Genomic DNA, 18,698 nt, shown 5'->3' with positions numbered 1-18,698 from the left:
CACGGGGGAACTCCGATGGGGGGGTGCGGAGGGGGGTCCCACCCATTGTTCCCGGAGCCGCCGCCCGGGGAGGTGAACCCCGGCGGCGACTCGCCGGGCGCGCGTCGGAGGCCGTCCCGCGCGGCGGATCCCCCGCCCGGCGTCCGCGCCGGCGGACGCCGGGTCCGATGGAGCCCCCTACCGGATTCGAACCGGTGACCCCCTGTTTACAAGACAGGTGCTCTGGCCAGCTGAGCTAAGGAGGCGGGCTGTCCCCGGGGCGCCGCGAGCGGCCCCCGGCGAACGGGGTCCCAGGATATCGGACGTCTCCGAGGACCCCGAAATCCCTGCGGCCCCGGACGCACGGGCGGCCTACTTCCGATCCGCCACGGCCTCGTCGAGGGCGTCCTGGAACGCCTCGTTGCCGAGCCGCTCACCGTCGATGAAGACCGTCGGGGTGCCGGAGATCCCGTTGGCCAGGGACTCCTGCGAGACCACGTTGACCAGGGGGCGCCAGGTGTTCTCCTCCAGGGCGGCCGCGATGTCCGCGCCGTGCGTGGAGGCGATCTCCACGAGCTGCTCGTCGTCCAGGCCGCCGGTGCCCTGGTGCGAGAACACCTCCTGGACGAAGGCGAGGTACTGCTCGGTGGAGACCTGGTTGCCCACCTCATAGGCGGCGGCCGCGGCGCGGGAGGAGTACTGCGTGGGCGTGGCGCGGTCCAGGAAGTTGAGGTTGCGGTACTCCAGGGTGATGTCCCCGTTCGTCACGGCCTCCTCGAGGGCCTCGCCGTTCTCGGTCTCGAAGTCGGCGCAGTGCACGCACTCGAAGTCCTGGAAGATCACGACCGGCACGGGCTCGCCCTCCGCGGCGGGCTCGACGCCCGGCGGCACCGCGGTGTCGTCCGGGGTCTCCGGCGCCTCGGGGACCTCGCCCAGGTCGCGCTGGTCCACCTCCGACTCGCCGGTGCGGATGCCGTCCGCGGTCAGGACGGTGCCGCCCCACTGGTTGGCGGAGGCGGGCACCGGGCCGGCCTCGGGGATCTGCTGGGACCGGTTCTGCGCCACGACCACCCCGATCACTGCGAGGATCACGAGGACCAGGGCGAGGATGCCGAACTGCAGCAGCCGGCGGGACCGCTTGTCCTGGCGGGCGTGCTGGTCGGCGAGCTGCCGGGCGCGCTCGCGGGCGGCGTCGCGGTTCCGGGGGTCGGGGGTCGTGCTGCTGGATGCCATGGGTCCTCTTCGAAGAATCCTCGGGGGCGGATGCGGACGTGTCGTCGCCCAGATTATCGGACCCCCTCACGGCCCGCCGACTCAGGAGATCCCCAGGCGGAAAGGTGAGCACACTGATGAATAGACTGGGCGGCAGGACGACGACGCCCCACCGGAAGGACCCCTCGTGAGCGCAGAGCAGACCCCCACCGCCTCCTCGGCCGACCTGGAGGAGGTGCCCGCGCCGCGGACGGACGTGCCGCAGGACACGGGCTACGACTTCGTCGTGGTCTCGAACCGGCTCCCGGTCGAGCGCGTGGTCGAGGACGGCGAGTCCTCCTGGCGCCGCTCCCCCGGGGGCCTCGTGGCGGCCCTGTCCCCGGTGATGGCCCGCAACACCGGCGCCTGGGTGGGCTGGCACGGCGCGGCCGACGAGACGCTGGAGCGCTTCGACCACGACGTGTTCCACCTGGCGCCCGTCCCGCTCTCCGGCGCGGAGGTCGAGGCCTACTACGAGGGGTTCTCGAACGCGACCCTGTGGCCGCTGTACCACGACGTCATCGCGCCGCCGGAGTTCCACCGCGCCTGGTGGAACACGTACCGCCGGGTCAACCGCCGCTTCGCGGAGCGGACCGCCGAGGTCGCCGCGCGGAACGCGACCGTGTGGGTGCAGGACTACCAGCTGCAGCTGGTGCCCAAAATGCTGCGGGATCTGCGCCCGGACCTGACCATCGGGTTCTTCAACCACATCCCCTTCCCCCCGCTCGAGATCTTCGCGCAGCTCCCCTGGCGGCGGGCGGTCCTCGAGGGCCTCTCGGGCGCCGACCTCATCGGCTTCCAGCGTCCCGGGGACGCCCAGAACTTCCAGCGCTGCGTGCGCCGCTTCCTGGACGTGCCGTTCCGTCAGGGCCGCGCCCGGTTCGGCTCCGAGGACGCCGCCTGGACGGTGCGCGCCCACTCCTACCCGATCTCCATCGACGCGGAGGCGATCCAGGAGCTGGCCGCCCGCCCGGAGGTCAAGGAGCGCGCGCGGGAGATCCGGCACGAGCTGGGCGACCCGGAGACCGTCTTCCTCGGGGTCGACCGGCTCGACTACACCAAGGGCATCCTGCACCGCATCAAGGCCTACGGGGAGCTGCTGCAGGACGGGGCGCTGACGGTGGGCCCGTCCGTGCTGGTGCAGGTGGCCAATCCCTCGCGGGAGCGGGTGGAGTCCTACGTGCAGCTGCGCGAGGACGTGGAGGGCCTGGTGGGCCGGCTCAACGGCCAGCACGACACGATCTCGCACACCGCGGTCCGGTACCTGCACCACGGGTATCCGTTCGAGGAGATGGTGGCGCTCTACCTCGCGACCGACGTGATGCTGGTGACCTCGCTCCGGGACGGGATGAACCTGGTGGCCAAGGAGTACGTCGCGGCGAAGACGGACGGGTCCGGGACCCTGGTCCTCTCCGAGTTCACCGGGGCGGCCGAGCAGCTCCGGCAGGCGCTGCTGGTGAACCCGCACGACATCGACGGGCTGAAGGACGCGATGCTGCGGGCCAAGGACATGCCGGCGGCCGAGGCGAAGAAGCGGATGCGCGCGATGCGGCGCCAGGTGCTGGGCAACGACGTCAACGACTGGTCGGAGGCGTTCCTGCGGGACCTCGCCGGCACCCGCCCCGGCCGCACCGCCGGCGACAGCATCGCCGACGGCACGCACGACAGCACCGAGGAGGAGCAGTGACGGACACGCACGACGACGCCCGGCCGGCGCTCGAGCAGGCTCTCGACCGGGCGGCGGCGGCCGGGACGCTGCTGGTCGCACTGGACTTCGACGGCACGCTGGCCCCGTTCACGGACGACCCCGGCGACAGCCGGGCGCTGCCGGAGGCCCAGGCCGCCCTCGAGCAGCTGCTGGCGCTGGAGCGGACCTACGTGGCCGTGATCTCGGGGCGGCCCATGCACTTCCTGCGCAGCGTCGTGGACCCGGACGGCCGGATGCTGCTCTCCGGCTCGCACGGGGCCGAGCTGCACCTGGACGCGCTCGGGGCCGCGGCGGCGGACTCGGAGCTGCGGCTCTCCCCGGCCCAGCAGGACCTGCTCGGCCGGGCGACCGCACTCGTGGAGGCGCAGGTGGCGCGGCACCCGGGGTCCCGGCTCGAGCGCAAACCCACGGGGGCGGCGTTCCACACCCGCACGATGGTGGACCAGTCGTCGTGCGCCCGCGCGGAGCAGGAGATGCTCGAGGCCTTCGAGCAGCTGGACGGGCTGAAGATCACCCCGGGGCAGCACGTGGTCGAGTCCTCGGTGCACTCGGCCACGAAGGGCGAGGGCATCACGGCGTTCATGCAGGCGACCGGGGCGGAGGTCACCCTCTTCGCCGGCGACGACGTCACGGACGAGAACGCCATGCGCGAGCTCGGCCCGGACGATCTCGGCATCAAGGTGGGCCGCGGGGAGACCATGGCGGCGCACCGGGTCGCCTCCCCGGCCGCGCTGGCCGGGGTGCTCGCCCGGCTGGCGGAGCTGCGGCGGGCCGCCCTGTCCTGAGCGCGCGCCGCCGCGGCGGCGCGCCGGCCGGTCGCCGATGGCGCCGGACGATCGCAAGTGATTAGGATCACTGTGGTCCCCGTCACGCGCGGGGATCGCTCTTCTCCTTCGGATCGTCCGGCACGTGCCTGCCGGGAAAGAGGCTTGGACCCATGTCTGCTGTGCGCTACGCCCATGTCACCTGTCAGTACCCCGGGGCCGCCCGCCCCTCGGTCACCGACCTGGACCTGACCGTCGCCGACGGGGAGTTCCTCGTCCTGGTCGGGCCCTCCGGGTGCGGCAAATCCACCACCCTGCGGATGCTCGCCGGACTGGAGGAGGTCACCGCCGGGAACATCTACATCGGCGACCGCGACGTCACCGAGGTCCCCTCCCGGGACCGCGACATCGCGATGGTCTTCCAGAACTACGCCCTCTACCCGCACATGACCGTGGCCGAGAACATGGGCTTCGCCCTGAAGATCGCCAAGGTCCCCGCCGAGGAGCGCCGCACCCGGGTGGAGGAGGCCGCCAAGATCCTGGATCTGACCGACTACCTCGACCGCAAACCCAAGGCCCTGTCCGGCGGGCAGCGCCAGCGCGTGGCCATGGGCCGGGCCATCGTGCGCTCCCCGCAGGTGTTCCTGATGGACGAACCGCTCTCGAACCTCGACGCGAAGCTGCGGGTGCAGACCCGCACCCAGATCGCCTCCCTCACCCGCCGCCTGGGCGTCACCACCGTCTACGTCACCCACGACCAGGTCGAGGCGATGACCATGGGCGACCGGGTCGCGGTGCTCAAGGACGGACACCTCATGCAGGTCGACACCCCCCGGGCCCTCTACGACCGGCCCGCCACCGAGTTCGTCGCCGGATTCATCGGCTCCCCGGCCATGAACCTCTTCCGGGCGCCGGTCACCAACGGGGCCGCGACCCTGGGCACCCTGCGCATCGAGCTCACCCGCACCCAGCAGACCGCCCTCACCGGGTCCCAGGTCACCATCGGGATCCGCCCCGAGGACCTCACCCCGGCGCCCGAGGGCACCGGGCTGCCGATCGTCGCCGACGTCGTGGAGGAACTCGGCGCCGACGCCTTCGTCTACGGCCACCTCGCCCCGGTCACCGCCGCCAACACCATCGTCCAGATCGACCCCACCGCCGAGGACCCCGCCCACGCCGAAGGCCCCGGCGCCCACGAGATCGTCGTGCGCGCCGAGGGCCGCACCCCACCCACGGCCGGGACCACCCTGTGGGTCACCCCCACCCGCGAACACCTCCACCTCTTCGACACCACCACCGGCACCCGCCTGCCCGACTGACCACCGGCACCACTGCACGCCGCGGCGCCCTCCCCCACCGGGGAAGGGCGCCGCGGCGTGTGCGGATCAGCCGGCCGGGTGGCGGGCGAGGATCTCCTCCACGACCCCGGGATCGGCGTCGCGCAGGTCCCAGTTGCCCGTGCGCTCGTGGTACTCCTCCGCCGCGGCCGTGACGTTGAACCGGCTGGCGTCACGGGGCGGGTCCGAGTGCTCGAGCACATGGATGAGGTGCGTCTCCGCCTGGGCGAGAGCCTGAGGGTCATGCATGGCGTGTTCCTTTCGGTGTGGACCGGGACGCGGTGCGTGCCCGGCCCGGAATTGACAGCCGACTGATGGATTCTATCCGACCTCTCGTCCGGGCGCACCGGGCGGCCTCCCCTGACGGCGGAACGGGACGCGGCGCGCGGCCGCGGGGCGCCCCGGCCGAAGGTTTACAGATGCGTAACCCCGGCGCACCCCGATGCAACACACGTTGCATAGCCTCGGTCGCACGATCACGGGATTCCACACCGGGCGGCATCCCGCCGCCGCGCCGTGGGCCCGTGCTCCCGCCCGTTGCCCGACGCGCGCGCTCGCGCGTCCTCCAGGAAGAAGGTCCGCCGTGCACCCTGATCCGGTCACCACCTCGTCCGCCCGCCGCCTGCCGGTCGCGGCCGTGGCACTCGCGTCCTCCCTCGCGCTCACCGCGTGCGGCGCCGCGGCGGAGCCCCCGGCCGGGGACGGCGCGGGCGAGCTGGGCACCCTGGACGTGAACCTGTCGTGGATCAAGAACGCCGAGTTCGCCGGTGAGTACTTCGCGGACGCGGAGGGGTACTACACCGAGGCGGGCTTCGAGTCCGTGAACCTGATCTCCGGCGGCCCCTCCGGGGCGTCGACCGAGAGCATGGTGCTCGCCGGCAGCGCCCTCGTGGGCACGTCCTCGCCGCTGGGGGTGGCCCCGCCCATCGCGGAGGAGGGCGCCCCGCTCAAGATCATCGGCACCACCTACCAGAAGAACCCGTTCACGATCATCTCCCTGGGCGACGACCCGATCGAGACGCCCGGGGACCTGGTGGGCAAGAGCATCGGCGTGCAGTCCGGCGTGAACGAGACCCTCTTCGACGCGCTGCTGGAGGTCAACGACATCGACCCCGGGGACGTCGAGAAGGTCCCCGTGCAGTACGACCCGCAGCCCCTCGTCAACGGCGAGGTGGACGGGTTCTTCGGGTACTCGACCAACGAGGCGATCACCCTGGAGCTCGCGGGCGAGGACGTCGTCGGGCTGCCCTTCGCGGACCACGGGCTGCCGTTCGTCGCGGAGTCGTTCGTGACCACCCAGGACGCCATCGACAACGACCGCGAGGCGCTCAAGGCGTTCCTGGCGGCGACCGTGCGCGGCTGGAAGGACGCCGTGGCCGACCCGGAGGAGTCGGCGCGCCTCGCCGTGGACGAGTACGGCGCGGACCTGGGCCTGGACATGGCCAAGGAGACGCGCCAGGCGGAGATCCAGAACGAGGAGCTGGTCGTCTCCGACGAGACCGAGGCGAACGGCCTGTTCACCATCTCCGACGAGCTCGTCGCCCAGAACATCGAGATCCTCGGCGTGGCCGGCTACCCCGGTCTCACCGCCGAGGACGTCTTCGACCTCTCGCTGCTCGACGAGGTGTACGAGGAGAACCCGGAGCTGCTCGGATGAGCAGCCCGGCACCCGTCCGCAGCCCCGGACCCCGCACCGCCGCGGCCGACGGCATCGACATCGACGGCCTCACCAAGGTCTTCCGGTCGGGCCGGAGCACCGTCACGGCGCTCGACGACACCTCCCTGCGGACCGCGCAGGGCTCGTTCCTGTCCCTGCTGGGCCCCTCGGGGTGCGGGAAGTCCACGATCCTGCGCATCCTCGCGGGCCTCGAGGAGCCCACCGCGGGAGAGGTGCTCGTCGACGGGCAGAGCCCGGCCGAGCTGCGCCGCTCGCACCAGCTGGGCATCGCCTTCCAGGACGCCGCGCTGCTGCCCTGGCGGTCGGTCGAGGCCAACGTCCGCCTGCCGCTGGAGGTCTCCGGCCAGCCGGTGCGCAGGGAGTACGTCCAGGAGCTCATCGAGCTGGTCGGGCTGAAGGGCTTCGAGCGCGCCAAGCCCGCCCAGCTCTCGGGCGGGATGCGGCAGCGGGTCTCGATCGCCCGGGCCCTGGTCGTCCAGCCCTCCGTGCTGCTGCTGGACGAGCCGTTCGGCGCACTCGACGACATGACCCGGCAGCGGCTGAACCTGGAGCTGCTGCGGATCTGGACGGAGAAGCCCGCCACGACGCTCATGGTCACCCACGGGATCTCCGAGGCGATCTTCCTCTCCGACGTCGTCGCCGTCATGTCGGCCCGGCCGGGTCGGATCAAGCAGGTCATCGAGATCGACCTGCCCCGCCCGCGCACCCCGGCCATGATGCGCACCCCGGAGTTCCACGCCCTGCACGACCGCGCCTCCGAGCTGCTCTTCGGCACGCCCGGCGGGGAGGAGTGAGATGACCGCGCACGTGCCGCCGCCCTCCTCCCCGCGCGCCCCGGGGACGACCGTGACCGCGCCCGTGCTCCCTGCCGCCCGCCGGGGCGCGGCGGCCGCCGGGCGGCGGAGGCTCCCGCCGTGGGCCGTCGCCGCCCTCGGCGTGCTCTCGACCGTCGCGGTGTGGTGGCTGGGCGCGGCCACCGTCCTGCGGGGCGTGGGGGCGGCGGACGGCGCCGGCAGCGGGGCGATCCCGACGCCCCTGGCGATCGGGCAGCAGATCGCCTCCGACGGCGCCGGCTTCTACTGGACCAACGCCTGGGTGACCACCGTGGAGGCCGCCCAGGGATATCTGGGCGGCAACGCCGCCGCGGTGTTGCTCGCCGCGGCGGCCCTGCTGCTGCCGTTCACGGAACGCCTGGCCACGCAGATCGCCGTGGTCAGCTACTGCCTGCCGATCGTGGCGGTCGGGCCGATCATCTTCATCGTCGTGGGCCCGCCGCGCTCGGGCGAGGCCTCGGGCACCGCCGTGGCCCTGGCGGCGATCTCCGTGTTCTTCACCACCTACGTCAGTGTCCTCGCCGGCTTCCGCACCGCCGAGCGCTCCGCGCTGGACGTCGTCACCGTGGCCGGGGGCTCCCGGTGGCACCGGCTGGTCAAGGTCCAGCTGGTGTCGGCCCTGCCCGCGGTGTTCTCCGCCCTGAAGATCGCCGCGCCCGCGGCGCTGCTCGGCGCGATCCTCGGCGAGTACGTGGGAGGCGTGGACCGGGGCATGGGACCGGCCATGGTCAACGCCCAGCAGTCCCTGGAGATCGCCCGGGTCTGGGCCGTGGCCCTCGTCTCCGGCGGGCTGGCCCTCCTGGCGTACGCGGTCGTGGGGACCGTCGCGCGCCTCGTGACGCCGTGGTCCTCCGGCGGCCGGGAAGTGGGGCGCTGACATGTCCGTGGCCACCACCGCCGCCCGCGCCGGCCGGGACCTGGCCCGGGGACTGGCGAACCTCGTCGTCCCGCTGCTGGCCGTCGCCGCCGTCTGGCTCCTGCTCCTGCGGGTCTTCGGCGTGACGTCCTTCATCGGCAAGACGCCGCTGGACGTGTGGGCGTTCCTCGTGACCGAGCCCGACGCCCCGGCCCACCGGGAGGTCGTCCTCGGGCAGCTCGCGACCACCCTGGCGGACGCCGCGCTCGGCTTCGTCACCGGCCTCGTCGCGGCGCTCGTCGTCGCGACCGTCTTCACGCTCTTCCGCGGGGTCGAGCACGCCATGATGCCGATGGCCATGCTCCTGCGCTCGGTCCCGCTGGTGGCGATGGCGCCGATCATCATCCTGGTCTTCGGCCGCGGCGAGGCCTCCGTGGCCGCCATGGGCGCTGTCGTGGTGCTGTTCCCGGCGCTGGTGACCATCGTCCAGGGCCTGCGCTCGGCGAACCCGATGGTCGTGGAGGTCGTGAAGGTCTACGGCGGGTCCTCGTCCGACGTGTTCCGCACCGTGGCGCTGCCCTCGGCGCTGCCGAGCCTGTTCACCGCGCTGCGGGTCTCCGTTCCCGGGGCGCTGACGGGTGCCCTGCTGGCGGAGTGGCTGGCCACGGGCGACGGGATCGGGTACGCCATCGTGTCCGACGTGGCCCGGGCGAGGTACGACGAGGTGTGGGCCGCGGTGGTCGTCGTGACCGTGGCGTCCATCCTGCTCTACGGGCTCGTCGCGCTGCTCGAGGGCGCCGTGATCACCCGGCGGGAAGGAGCACGGTGACGCGCACGGGGCTCCCCCGCCGGGGCCCCCGCGGCACGGCCCGGGACCCGCGGTGCCCCGCACTCCCGCCCGCGGCTCAGCGCAGGTCGAGCTCGTCGAGCTCCGCGTAGAGCTCGGCCGCGCGGCCGACCCGCTGGCGGCCCTGCGTCCCGCTGGCCGCCAGCACCCCGTCCGCCAGCACGGCGACCAGGCTCATGGCGGCCGCGTAGGAGTCGAAGGGCCCCACGCTGTCGAGGGGGCACTCGATCCACAGGTCCACCGCGGCGGCGTGCCGCCGCGCCGTGCCGTCCGCGACGAGGACGGTACGCGCCCCGGTCGCGGCGCACACCGCGACCAGCCGCTCGAACCCGCGGGGCCGCCGCCGGAAGCCCAGCAGCACGACCACGTCGTCCGGGCCGATCCCCACGAGCTCCTCGCCGAGCGTCTGGCCGGGCAGCGGCGCGAGCCGGACCTCGTCGCGCGCCTGCTGCAGCTGCTGCTTGAGGTGCAGGGCGACCGGATAGCTGTTGCGCATGCCGATCACCAGCACCCGCCGCGCCCCGGCGAGCGCCTGCACGGCCCGGGCGGTGCGGTCCTCCCCGGACGGTTCCAGCGCCTTGCGCAGGTTGCGCAGCTCCTGGTCGAGGTGCTGGCCGAGCTCCGGGTCGCCGTCGGCGCCCAGGGGCACGCCCTGCTGGCGCAGCGTGCGGGCCGTCTCGCGCAGCTCCGTGAAGGACTCGAAGCCGAGGTGCCGGTACAGCCGGGACAGGGTGGCGCGGGAGACCCCGCTCATCTGCGCCAGCTCCGCCGAGCTGTACAGCGCGAGGTCGTCGAGGTGGTCCAGGATGAGGTCGGCGGCCCGCCGCTCCTGGGGCGAGAGCCCGGCGTAGTGCGCGTGGATGCGCTGTTCGATCGACACGCCTCCCACCCTAGCGACCCGGGGCGGGAGGCCGGAGGGGCCCGGCCGTCCGGCCGGCGGACGGGACCCGGTTGCTAGCATTGCCCCCTATGAAGGCTCCTCTCAGCACACCCGCCCCTCCGGCGCCGCAGGAGGGGCCGGGGCCCGGTGGGGGAAGCGGCCGGGTCTCCATCCAGACGGCCTTCCTCGACCCCGTGCTGCTGGAGCTGCCCTGGCACCTGCCCCTGGAGCAGTGGCCGGACGACGTGCTGGTGGCCTACCCCCGCGGGCTCTCCCGGCACGTGGTGCGCTTCGCCCGGGCCGGCGAGAAGGTCGTGGCGATCAAGGAGACCGTGCCGCACTACGCCCGGCACGAGTACGCCACGCTGCGCCGGCTGCAGCGCATGGGTGCCCCGTCGGTGGTCCCCGACTCCGTGGTCACCGACCGCTACACCCCCGAGGGCGAACCGCTGCCCGCCGCTCTCATCACCGACCACCTGAGCTTCTCCCTGCCCTACCGCGCGATCTTCTCGGCGGGGCCGAACGCCCAGACGGTCACCCTGCTCGTCGACGCGCTCGCCTCGCTGATCGTGCAGCTGCACCTGTCCGGGTTCTACTGGGGCGACGTCTCGCTGTCGAACACCCTGTTCCGCCGGGACGCCGGGGCCTTCGCCGCCTACCTCGTGGACGCGGAGACCGGCGAGATCCACCCGGCGCTGAGCCGGGGGCAGCGCGAGTACGACATCGAGCTGGCCCGCACCAACGTGGCCGGGGAGATCATGGACCTGCTCGCCGGGGCGGCCGAGGATGGCCACGAGCTCGAGGAGCCCATCGACCCGTTCGAGGTCTCCGACCGGCTCGTGACCAGCTACGCCTCCCTGTGGAGCGCGCTGATGGACGAGGAGTCCTTCAGCATGGACGAGCGCTGGCGCGTGGTCGAACGGGTGCGCCGGCTCAACGAGCTCGGCTTCGACGTCGAGGAGGCGTCCATGGACACGGTCGACGGGCGGATCCGGCTGCGCCCCCAGGTCGTGGAGCCCGGCCACCACACCCGGCGCCTGCAGCGGCTCACCGGTCTGCGCACGCACGAGAACCAGGCGCGGCGGCTGCTCACGGACATCGACCAGCTCGGCCAGACCCTCTACCCCGGCCTGCCCGACGAGCTCGTGGCGCAGCTGTGGATGCGCGAGGTCTTCTCCCCCGTCATGGAGGCGGTCACCCCGCCGATGCGGCGCAAGCTCGAGCCCGCGGAGATCGTGCACGAGGTCCTGGAGCACCGCTGGTTCATGTCCGAGCGCGCCGGCAAGGACGTGCCGACCCTCGCGGCCGTCGAGGACTACGTGGCCTCGCAGCTGGCCCGGCGGCCGGACGAGCGCGAGATCTTCTGAGCCCGCGGCGTCACGGACGGTGCGCCTCCAGGACCCCCGTCAGGGTGCGGTGCACCCGCTGGGGCCAGTCCTCCCCCAGGGTGCCGTAGCGGGCCACGTGGGCGTAGGCGGAGCCGAGCACGAAGTCCAGGACGACGTCCACGTCCAGCTCCGGGCTGAGCCGCCCCGCGGCGGTCTCGGCGGCGAAGAGCTCCTTGAGCCGCTCCACGCGCGGGCGGACCAGGTGCGTGCGCAGCACCCGGGAGGTCTCCGAGTGCGGCTCGCTCAGGAGCGAGACGGCCACGCCGATGCCCATGTCGTGCAGCAGGAAGTGCAGCGCCTCGGCGAGGCCCTCGTCCCAGCCGGCGGGCGCGCTCGGGCGCTGCGGGGAGTACGTGGACACGGCGACCTCGAGGGCGCCCTCGAGCATCTCCAGGCTGTTGGCGTAGCGGCGGTAGATCGAGGTCTTGGCCACGCCCGAGGCGGCCGAGACCGCCTCGATGCTCACCCGCTGCGGCCCGCCCTCCCGCAGGAGGGCGAGCGCCGCGGCGGTGATCTTCTTGTCCGTGCTGACGGTGCGCGGGTCGGCCCGGTCGTCGTCGGCCATCGTGGCCCCTCCTGCTCGCCGCCCCTCGACGGAGCGCTCAGACGGTCTTCCAGTCCTCGATGGGCCAGTGGTTCTTCTTCGCCAGCCGGTAGAGCGGCAGGTCGGGGTTGACGGTGTAGGGGTGGCCCATGAGCACCAGCCAGCTGGCGTCCGAGTGGGAGTCCCCGTAGCCGTAGGAGCGGGTGAGGTCGTACCCGCCCTGCTCCGCGTACTTCTTCAGCCACTGGGCCCTGGCCTCGTCGACCAGGGGCGGGGTGGCCAGGTACCCGGTCATCACGCCCTCGCGCTCGTCCATCCGCCCGGCCACGACCTCGTCGAACAGGTGGGCGAGGGGCTCCACGAGCAGGTCGATGGAGCCCGTGACCAGGACCGTGCGGTGCCCGGCGGCGCGGTGCTCCTCGATCCGGGCCAGCGCGCCGGGGCGCAGCAGCCGCCGCATGTCCCGCCCCAGCGGCCCGGCCACCTGCTCGCGCACGGTCCGGGCCGGGACGCCCTCGTAGCGGCGCATGAAGGCGCGGATGAACTCGCCGCGGTCCCGCTTCTCCGCCTTCAGGTAGGTGGGGGCGCTGGAGACGAGGTCGACCGCCTCCGCGGGCCACTTCGCGAGGCCCAGGGTGCGTCGGCGCAGCTGCAGGTACTGGTGGATGACCGTGGAGTTGAGCACGGTGCCCTCGAGGTCGAAGACGGCGAGCACGTCGGTGCCCTCGCTGAGCGTCCGCCGGGTCGCGCTGCGCCGCCGGGACGCGGCGCGGAGCCGGCCGTAGGCCTTGGTCATCTCGGTCAGCGCGGGCAGGTGCACGTTCTGCCAGTAGTCGGTCCAGTCGATGGACCGGACGTCGAAGGTGCGGTCCTCGGGCGTGCCGGCCGGCAGGGAGTCGTTGAGCTGGCGGGTGCGGGCGTCGTCGAAGATCATCTCGGTGCGCGTGTAGGACTGGTACAGGTCCACGTAGGTGCGCAGCGAGCCGAGCCCGGACTGCATCTTGTGCATGGAGTTCGCCCACTCCCGCGTGCGGGAGGTGGCCGGCAGGGCCGCGGTCAGCCTCCCGCCCACCGCGGAGAGCTTCTCCTTGACCGCCAGCGAGCGCTCCACGGCGTTGTTCGCGGGGAACTTCCACTCGGGCACCCGGATCGGGTTGCCGTCGTCGTCCTGGATCGGGTGCGCCGTGAAGAACGCCAGCACGTTCTCGTACATCTGGTGGAACGGCAGCGGGTTCGAGGCGCCCGAGCACACCTGGTAGAAGCCGGGTTCGGGGGCCTCGGCCCCCGCGGGGGTGGGCCGCCCGGACGCGTCGCGGTGCCCGCCCACGGCCAGCGCCACGATCGCGTTGACCACGAAGTCGACCGGGATGACGTCCAGCACCGAGTCCGGCAGGCCGGGGAACTCCGGCAGCGCGCCCTTGGCGTAGGCCATGATCAGCGGGTCGGCCACCTTGTAGCCGTCGATCCAGCCCGGGTACGGGTGGCGCAGGGCCGACTCGATGATGGAGGGCCGCACCACGGAGAGCCGGTGCCCGGCGCCGGCCCACTTCTGCTCGGCGACGCGCTCCCCCAGGGCCTTGGTGAAGGTGTAGATGTCGGTCCACCCCAGGGACTGGGCCCGGGTGCGCCCGTACTCGACGAGCCGGGTGCGTACCCACTCCTCCCGGGCCGCCTCCGCGGCACGGGCCACGGACTTGGGGCCCTCCTTGCCGTGGCCGGCGGTGGCCTCGTCGATGAGGGCCTGGAGCCGCTCGGGCGTGCGCGAGGCCATGTCGGCCTCCTCCCGGGCCCGCAGGGCGGCGTCGAACTCCGCCGCCCAGTCCACGTCGTGGTCCACGGGGGACTCGGGGCGCAGCCCCTTCGCGATCCCGCCCACGTAGCAGGTGGACACGTGGACGACGTGCGGGTCCTGCCCGGAGGCCAGCAGCGCGTCGTAGAGCCCGATGGCCCCGCCGACGTTCGTGCTGAACGCCTCGTGGATCGGCGGGTCGAAGGACACGGTGGAGGCCGAGTGGATCACCACGTCGAACGGCTCGGTGATTCCCGCGAGCGCGGACAGGTCCCCCTCGAGCACCGCGGTGCGCTCCGCGAAGACCTGCTCGGCCCGCTCCCCCATCGCCTCCCGCCAGGTGCGGAAGGCCGGCTTGCGCAGCAGCTGCCGCAGGCGCTGCGCACCGCTGATGCTGCCCTTGGGCCGCACGACGGCGGTGACGTGCACGCCGTCGTGGGCGGAGAGCAGCCGTTCGAGCACGGCCTGCCCCAGGAAGCCGGTGGCTCCCGTCAGCAGGACGCGCGTGGTGGGGGTCTCGGTCAACGGGGTTCCTCCGGATGGTGTGCTGGCCCGCCGACGGTGCGGACGGGGGCCGGGGCGGAACAGCACGGCGGGCGACGACGGCGACCCGCGTGCGGACCGCACCCGGTTACGCTACGGCTACCGTAGTGTAGCCTAGATCTCATGCTTACCGCTCTCGTCACGGGGGGGACGTCCGGCATCGGCGCCGCGTTCGCCGATGCCCTGGCCCGCCGTGGAAATGCCCTGGTTCTGGTCGCCCGCGACGCGGACCGCCTCGAGCAGACGGCGGCCCGCCTGCGCGCGGAGCACGGTGTGCCCGTCGAGGTGCTGCCGGCGGACCTCGCGGACCGCGCCGACGTCGACCGGGTGGCCGCCCGCGTCGAGGACCCGCTGCGCCCGGTGGACGTGGTCGTGAACAACGCCGGCTTCTCCGTGAAGACCCCGTTCACCGCCCCGGACACCGCCGCCCACGACCGCGCGTTCGAGGTCATGTGCCGGGCCGTGCTGGTCCTGTCCTCCGCCGCGGCCCGGGCCATGACGGCGCGCGGGTCGGGCTGGATCATCAACGTCTCCTCCACCGCGGGGCTGATCACGATGGGCTCGTACTCGGCGATCAAGGCCTACACCACCGCGTTCACCGAGGCCCTGGCCGTGGAGCTGCACGGCACGGGCGTGCACGTCACCGCGCTGCTGCCCGGCTGGGTGCGCACGGAGTTCCACGAGCGCGCCGGCATCACCGGCTCCTCGATCCCCTCCTTCATGTGGCTGACCCCCGAGCGCGTCGTCGAGGAGGCCCTCGACGACGTCGCGCGCGGCAGGGTGATCTCCATGCCGACCAAGCGCTACCGGACCCTCGGGTTCGTCCTGCGGCACCTGCCGCGCCCCGCGGTCCGCCGGATCTCCGGGATGGTCGCCTCCGTCCGCCAGAAGGAACGGGCGGCCGGGTCGTGAACCGCCGCAGGCACCATGACCAGGTCCCGGTCCGGCGCTCCATCGACGGCGGGGGCGAGACCTCCGCCGAGCCGGCCCCGCCCGCCCCGCCCGCCTCCTCCGCGCAGCTGGACCCCGCGCGGTTCCGCGACCCCCGGCGCCGGCTGGCCCGCCGGATCGCCCAGCGGGTGTTCCTGCACGGCCTGGCCTACCGCACGGTGCGCCGCACCGTGGTGACCCACCCGGCGGCCGAAGCCCTCGACGGCCCCTGCATCGTGGTGGCCAACCACTCCAGCCACCTCGACGCCCCCCTGGTGCTCGGCTCCGTGCCCCGGCGCGTCCGCCGCAACCTGGCGACCGGGGTGGCCGCGGACTACTTCTTCACCGCCCCGCACAAGCGCCTGTTCACCGAGCTGATCTTCAACGCGTTCCCGGTGGACCGCACCGGCACGGGGGCCAACCGCGGGCTGTCCAAGCAGCTGCTGAAGGCCGGCGTCCCCCTGCTCGTCTTCCCCGAGGGGACCCGGTCCCGCACCGGCCGGATGGCGCCCTTCAAGATCGGCGCCGCGGGCCTGGCCAAGGCCGTGGGCGTGCCGGTGCTCCCGGTCGCCCTGATCGGCGCGCACGAAGCCATGCCTCACGGCAGCAAGTGGCCGCGCCCTGGCCGGCCCCGCGTCGTGGTGGCCGTCGGCGAACCCCTCGTGGCCGCGGACAAGGAGCCCACCGCGGCCTTCAACGAGCGCATCGAGTCGTCGGTGCGCGCGCTCTACGCCGAGCACCGTCCGCGCATCGACGCCTGAGCCCCCACCCCCCCGAGAACCAGGAGAGTACTGCGCAGATGGCACACGTGAAGCACATGAAGTGGTGGGGCTGGGGCGAGGAGGGCGTGCACTTCGAGTACGCGAACAAGCCGGCCTTCGCCCCCTTCGTGAAGAAGGCCCTGGGCGTCGACCTGCGCCCGCGGCAGCGGGACACCATCGACTTCGCGACGGTGAGCGTCCCGGCCTCCCGCGCGGAGGACGACGTCCTGGCCGCCCTGCGGTCGGTCGCCGGTACCGAGCACGTGAGTCTCGACGACGAGCTGCGGGTCGTGCACTGGGCCGGCAAGTCGGTGACCGAGCTCCTGCTCACCCGGGCCGGCGACTTCGCCCGCGTGCCCGACGTCGTCGTCTATCCCGGTACCGAGGAGGAGGTCGCCGCGGTGCTGCGTCTGGCCGTCGAGCAGAACCTCGTGGTCATCCCCTTCGGCGGTGGCACGAGCATCTCGCGCAGCCTCCAGGCGGACCCGGCCGAAGAGCGAACGATCGTTTCCCTGGACCTCGGGCGGATGAACCAGGTGCTCTCCATCGACGAGACCTCGGGCCTGGCGACCATCGAGGCCGGTGTCCTGGGCCCGGACATGGAGGACCAGCTCAACGCCCGCGGCTGGACCCTGGGCCACTTCCCGGACTCCTTCACGCACTCCACCCTCGGCGGCTGGGCCGCCACCCGGTCCTCCGGGATGCAGTCGGACAAGTACGGGGACATCGCCGACATCGTGCGCGGGCTGCGCGTCGTCCGCCCCGGCGGCACCGTGGTCCTGCGCCCCCTGCCCTCCACCTCCACGGGGCCGAGCCTGCGCGAGATGATCCTCGGCTCCGAGGGCCGGCTCGGCGTGATCACCCGGCTGGACGTGCACGTCCACCGCATCGCGGAGCACCGCGAGGTCATCGCGTACATGTTCCCCACGTGGCAGCAGGCGCTCACCGCGATGCACGACCTCGCCCGGTCCGACATCCGCACGACCTTCGCCCGGGTCTCCGACGCGCACGAGACGGCGTTCTCCCTGTCCACGCAGAAGGCCCCGACCACGCTGAAGAAGAAGGTCACGGCCAAGGGCCAGGACCTGCTGTGGGAGGTCATGCGCCGCCGCGGCTGGGACACCGACGCCATGTGCATCGCCTACGTGTGCTTCGAGGGCGACAAGGCCGAGGTCGAGCGCCGGAAGAAGGCCGTGGCCGGCCTCGTGAAGAAGCAGGGTGCGCTGGTCCTGGGCTCGGGCCCCGGCGCCCTCTACGACCAGAAGAAGTTCGACACCCCGTACCTGCGGGACTTCCTGCTCGAGCAGAACACCATCGGCGACGTCTCCGAGACGGCCGCCCCGTGGTCCAAGCTCACCACCGTGCACAAGGCGGCCTACGACGCCGCGCACCGGGCCTTCGCCGCACAGGGGAAGACCGGGTGGATCATGTCCCACATGTCGCACTCCTACCACGCCGGGGCCTGCCTCTACTTCACCTTCGGGTACGAGATCGGCGAGGACCCGCACGGCGAGTACGCCGCGATCAAGGGCGCCGTCCAGCAGGCCTTCATCGACGCGGGCGGGACCCTCTCCCACCATCACGGCGTGGGCCTGGAGCACAGCCCCTGGATGGAGCAGGACGTCTCCGCCGAGGGGGTCGACCTCATGCGCCGCCTCTTCGACGCCACCGACCCGGGCGGGAACCTCAACCCGGGCAAAATCGTCAGCTGATCCCCCGGACCCGGTCGGACAGCAGGCCCCCACCCGCGCGGGTGGGGGCCTGTTCCACGACCGGGGCCTGGCACCGCCCACGACGCCCGACCGCGTCGGCACGGCAGCACGTCGGCACGTGCGAGGTAGTGTCGGGCAGGTCGAGGTCCACCCGCGGCGGGGAGCAGAAGAGCTCCTGCCGTCGAGGAACCGCCCTGGAGGACGAGATGGAATGGTGGGCCGTGGCGACGTGGTGGAGCGCGGCCTGGCCCGTGCTGGTGGGGGCACTCGTGACCCTCCTGCTGCTGTGGCTGGTGCTGCTCGTGGTGCTGTGGCGGGCCGCACCGGACCGCACGGCGCTGCGCGACGCGCTGCGGCTGCTGCCGGACGTGCTCCGGCTCGTCACCCGGTTGGCCGGTGACCGTTCCCTCCCCCGCGGCGTGCACTGGAAGCTGATGCTGCTGCTCGCCTATCTCGCGCTGCCCGTCGACCTGGTCCCGGACGTCGTCCCGGTCCTCGGCTACGCCGACGACGCCGTGGTCGTCCTCCTCGTGCTGCGTGCAGTGGTCCGCTCTGCCGGCCCCCAGGCCCTGGAGCGGCACTGGCCGGGCACCCCGGAGGGTCTGGCCGTCGTACGCCGCCTCGTCGGGGTCCACGGGGACGCGCACACGGAATGAGAAGGACTCCGGAGGAGGGGCCCATGAGGGAGTACCGCCCCGATCCGCCCGGGCTGTTGCGGCATGAGGAAAGGCCCCGCACGGGTGGGTGCGGGGCCTGGGGTGGTACTGAGGGGATGTGGGGAGCCCCCGCACGTGGTGTGCGGGGGCTCGACCCTTGTGGTGTGGTCCGGCGGTGTCCTACTCTCCCACACCCTGGCGGGTGCAGTACCATCGGCGCTGTGGGTCTTAGCTTCCGGGTT

The 18,698-nt window shown here is 72.9% G+C and carries 17 protein-coding genes, 1 tRNA gene and 1 rRNA gene; 12 read left to right on the top strand and 7 right to left on the bottom strand.

What is annotated here, in order from left to right:
• Nucleotides 1-168 precede the first annotated feature (168 nt).
• Together ACWCOM_RS09190 and ACWCOM_RS09185 are read right to left on the bottom strand one after the other, a co-directional pair.
• Nucleotides 169-245, bottom strand: a tRNA-Thr gene (locus ACWCOM_RS09190).
• Nucleotides 246-351: 106 nt separating this feature from the next.
• The gene (locus ACWCOM_RS09185; RefSeq protein ID WP_454548437.1) at nt 352-1,212 is read right to left on the bottom strand and encodes a DsbA family protein; all 861 of its coding nucleotides are present in this window, start codon (nt 1,210-1,212) and stop codon (nt 352-354) included.
• 166 nt (nt 1,213-1,378) lie between these two features.
• Here ACWCOM_RS09185 and ACWCOM_RS09180 point away from each other — a divergent pair, with 166 nt between their 5' ends.
• The 3 genes from ACWCOM_RS09180 to ACWCOM_RS09170 all read left to right on the top strand — a co-directional run bounded on the left by ACWCOM_RS09180 (nt 1,379) and on the right by ACWCOM_RS09170 (nt 5,021).
• A complete protein-coding gene (locus ACWCOM_RS09180) occupies nt 1,379-2,917 on the top strand; it encodes an alpha,alpha-trehalose-phosphate synthase (UDP-forming) (protein WP_454548436.1) in 1,539 nt (512 codons plus the stop codon).
• A complete protein-coding gene (otsB, locus tag ACWCOM_RS09175; protein ID WP_454548435.1) occupies nt 2,914-3,723 on the top strand; it encodes a trehalose-phosphatase in 810 nt (269 codons plus the stop codon). Before ACWCOM_RS09180 ends, otsB begins: the two co-directional genes overlap by 4 nt.
• Nucleotides 3,724-3,875: 152 nt before the next feature.
• Nucleotides 3,876-5,021, top strand: a complete 1,146-nt coding sequence (locus ACWCOM_RS09170) for an ABC transporter ATP-binding protein (RefSeq protein WP_454548434.1) — start codon at nt 3,876-3,878, stop codon at nt 5,019-5,021.
• 66 nt (nt 5,022-5,087) lie between these two features.
• Here ACWCOM_RS09170 and ACWCOM_RS09165 read toward each other — a convergent pair whose 3' ends face one another.
• Nucleotides 5,088-5,288 carry a hypothetical protein gene (locus ACWCOM_RS09165; protein ID WP_454548433.1) on the bottom strand — a complete coding sequence of 67 codons (201 nt, stop codon included), beginning with the start codon at nt 5,286-5,288 and terminating at the stop codon, nt 5,088-5,090.
• Between the two features lie 334 nt (nt 5,289-5,622).
• Between ACWCOM_RS09165 and ACWCOM_RS09160 the strand changes: the two genes are divergently transcribed.
• The 4 genes from ACWCOM_RS09160 to ACWCOM_RS09145 are packed head-to-tail and all read left to right on the top strand — an operon-like array spanning nt 5,623 to nt 9,235.
• On the top strand, nt 5,623-6,696 hold the full coding sequence (locus ACWCOM_RS09160; protein ID WP_454548432.1) for an ABC transporter substrate-binding protein: 1,074 nt from the start codon (nt 5,623-5,625) through the stop codon (nt 6,694-6,696).
• Entirely contained in the window at nt 6,693-7,511 is an 819-nt protein-coding gene (locus ACWCOM_RS09155) for an ABC transporter ATP-binding protein (RefSeq protein WP_454548431.1), read from the top strand. The genes ACWCOM_RS09160 and ACWCOM_RS09155 overlap by 4 nt, the downstream gene beginning before the upstream one ends.
• 1 nt (nt 7,512) lies before the next feature.
• Nucleotides 7,513-8,427 (top strand): ABC transporter permease, encoded by a 915-nt coding sequence (locus tag ACWCOM_RS09150; RefSeq protein ID WP_454548430.1) that lies wholly within the window; start codon nt 7,513-7,515, stop codon nt 8,425-8,427.
• A 1-nt stretch (nt 8,428) separates the two neighbouring features.
• A complete protein-coding gene (locus ACWCOM_RS09145; RefSeq protein ID WP_454548429.1) occupies nt 8,429-9,235 on the top strand; it encodes an ABC transporter permease in 807 nt (268 codons plus the stop codon).
• 76 nt (nt 9,236-9,311) lie between these two features.
• On the opposite strand, the gene ACWCOM_RS09140 is transcribed toward ACWCOM_RS09145, so the two are convergent.
• Entirely contained in the window at nt 9,312-10,133 is an 822-nt protein-coding gene (locus ACWCOM_RS09140; RefSeq protein WP_454548428.1) for a MurR/RpiR family transcriptional regulator, read from the bottom strand.
• Nucleotides 10,134-10,222: 89 nt separating this feature from the next.
• On the opposite strand from ACWCOM_RS09140, the gene ACWCOM_RS09135 reads away from it, so the two are divergent.
• A complete protein-coding gene (locus ACWCOM_RS09135) occupies nt 10,223-11,500 on the top strand; it encodes a DUF4032 domain-containing protein (protein ID WP_454548427.1) in 1,278 nt (425 codons plus the stop codon).
• Nucleotides 11,501-11,510: 10 nt separating this feature from the next.
• Here ACWCOM_RS09135 and ACWCOM_RS09130 read toward each other — a convergent pair whose 3' ends face one another.
• Together ACWCOM_RS09130 and ACWCOM_RS09125 are read right to left on the bottom strand one after the other, a co-directional pair.
• Nucleotides 11,511-12,086 carry a TetR/AcrR family transcriptional regulator gene (locus ACWCOM_RS09130; protein ID WP_454548426.1) on the bottom strand — a complete coding sequence of 192 codons (576 nt, stop codon included), beginning with the start codon at nt 12,084-12,086 and terminating at the stop codon, nt 11,511-11,513.
• Between the two features lie 37 nt (nt 12,087-12,123).
• Nucleotides 12,124-14,379 carry an HAD-IB family hydrolase gene (locus ACWCOM_RS09125; protein WP_454548425.1) on the bottom strand — a complete coding sequence of 752 codons (2,256 nt, stop codon included), beginning with the start codon at nt 14,377-14,379 and terminating at the stop codon, nt 12,124-12,126.
• Between the two features lie 141 nt (nt 14,380-14,520).
• Here ACWCOM_RS09125 and ACWCOM_RS09120 point away from each other — a divergent pair, with 141 nt between their 5' ends.
• From ACWCOM_RS09120 to ACWCOM_RS09105, 4 genes are all read left to right on the top strand, one after another.
• Nucleotides 14,521-15,309: an SDR family NAD(P)-dependent oxidoreductase gene (locus ACWCOM_RS09120; protein ID WP_454548424.1), complete on the top strand. Its 789-nt coding sequence runs from the start codon at nt 14,521-14,523 to the stop codon at nt 15,307-15,309.
• Nucleotides 15,306-16,088, top strand: coding sequence for a lysophospholipid acyltransferase family protein (locus ACWCOM_RS09115; protein WP_454548423.1), 783 nt, complete (start codon nt 15,306-15,308; stop codon nt 16,086-16,088). Before ACWCOM_RS09120 ends, ACWCOM_RS09115 begins: the two co-directional genes overlap by 4 nt.
• 38 nt (nt 16,089-16,126) lie before the next feature.
• Nucleotides 16,127-17,800, top strand: a complete 1,674-nt coding sequence (locus ACWCOM_RS09110; protein WP_454548422.1) for an FAD-binding oxidoreductase — start codon at nt 16,127-16,129, stop codon at nt 17,798-17,800.
• 206 nt (nt 17,801-18,006) lie between these two features.
• Complete coding sequence (locus ACWCOM_RS09105; RefSeq protein ID WP_454548421.1) at nt 18,007-18,456, top strand: DUF1232 domain-containing protein; 450 nt, start codon at nt 18,007-18,009, stop codon at nt 18,454-18,456.
• Between the two features lie 167 nt (nt 18,457-18,623).
• Here ACWCOM_RS09105 and rrf read toward each other — a convergent pair.
• A 5S ribosomal RNA gene (gene rrf / locus ACWCOM_RS09100) occupies nt 18,624-18,698 on the bottom strand; the annotation flags it as partial.

The organism is Kocuria sp. KH4, assembly GCF_053711175.1.
Note: the sequence above shows the minus strand (reverse complement) of the source record. Positions and strands in the feature narration are given on the sequence as shown.

What these genes read in the sequence shown, in the direction of transcription:
- ACWCOM_RS09155 (WP_454548431.1), top strand. Translation starts at nt 6,693, where the DNA reads ATGAGCAGCCCGGCACCCGTCCGCAGCCCCGGACCCCGCACCGCCGCG.
- ACWCOM_RS09130 (WP_454548426.1), bottom strand. Translation starts at nt 12,086, where the DNA reads ATGGCCGACGACGACCGGGCCGACCCGCGCACCGTCAGCACGGACAAG.
- ACWCOM_RS09150 (WP_454548430.1), top strand. Translation starts at nt 7,513, where the DNA reads ATGACCGCGCACGTGCCGCCGCCCTCCTCCCCGCGCGCCCCGGGGACG.
- ACWCOM_RS09120 (WP_454548424.1), top strand. Translation starts at nt 14,521, where the DNA reads ATGCTTACCGCTCTCGTCACGGGGGGGACGTCCGGCATCGGCGCCGCG.
- ACWCOM_RS09165 (WP_454548433.1), bottom strand. Translation starts at nt 5,288, where the DNA reads ATGCATGACCCTCAGGCTCTCGCCCAGGCGGAGACGCACCTCATCCAT.
- ACWCOM_RS09185 (WP_454548437.1), bottom strand. Translation starts at nt 1,212, where the DNA reads ATGGCATCCAGCAGCACGACCCCCGACCCCCGGAACCGCGACGCCGCC.
- ACWCOM_RS09110 (WP_454548422.1), top strand. Translation starts at nt 16,127, where the DNA reads ATGGCACACGTGAAGCACATGAAGTGGTGGGGCTGGGGCGAGGAGGGC.
- ACWCOM_RS09145 (WP_454548429.1), top strand. Translation starts at nt 8,429, where the DNA reads ATGTCCGTGGCCACCACCGCCGCCCGCGCCGGCCGGGACCTGGCCCGG.
- ACWCOM_RS09135 (WP_454548427.1), top strand. Translation starts at nt 10,223, where the DNA reads ATGAAGGCTCCTCTCAGCACACCCGCCCCTCCGGCGCCGCAGGAGGGG.
- ACWCOM_RS09105 (WP_454548421.1), top strand. Translation starts at nt 18,007, where the DNA reads ATGGAATGGTGGGCCGTGGCGACGTGGTGGAGCGCGGCCTGGCCCGTG.
- ACWCOM_RS09170 (WP_454548434.1), top strand. Translation starts at nt 3,876, where the DNA reads ATGTCTGCTGTGCGCTACGCCCATGTCACCTGTCAGTACCCCGGGGCC.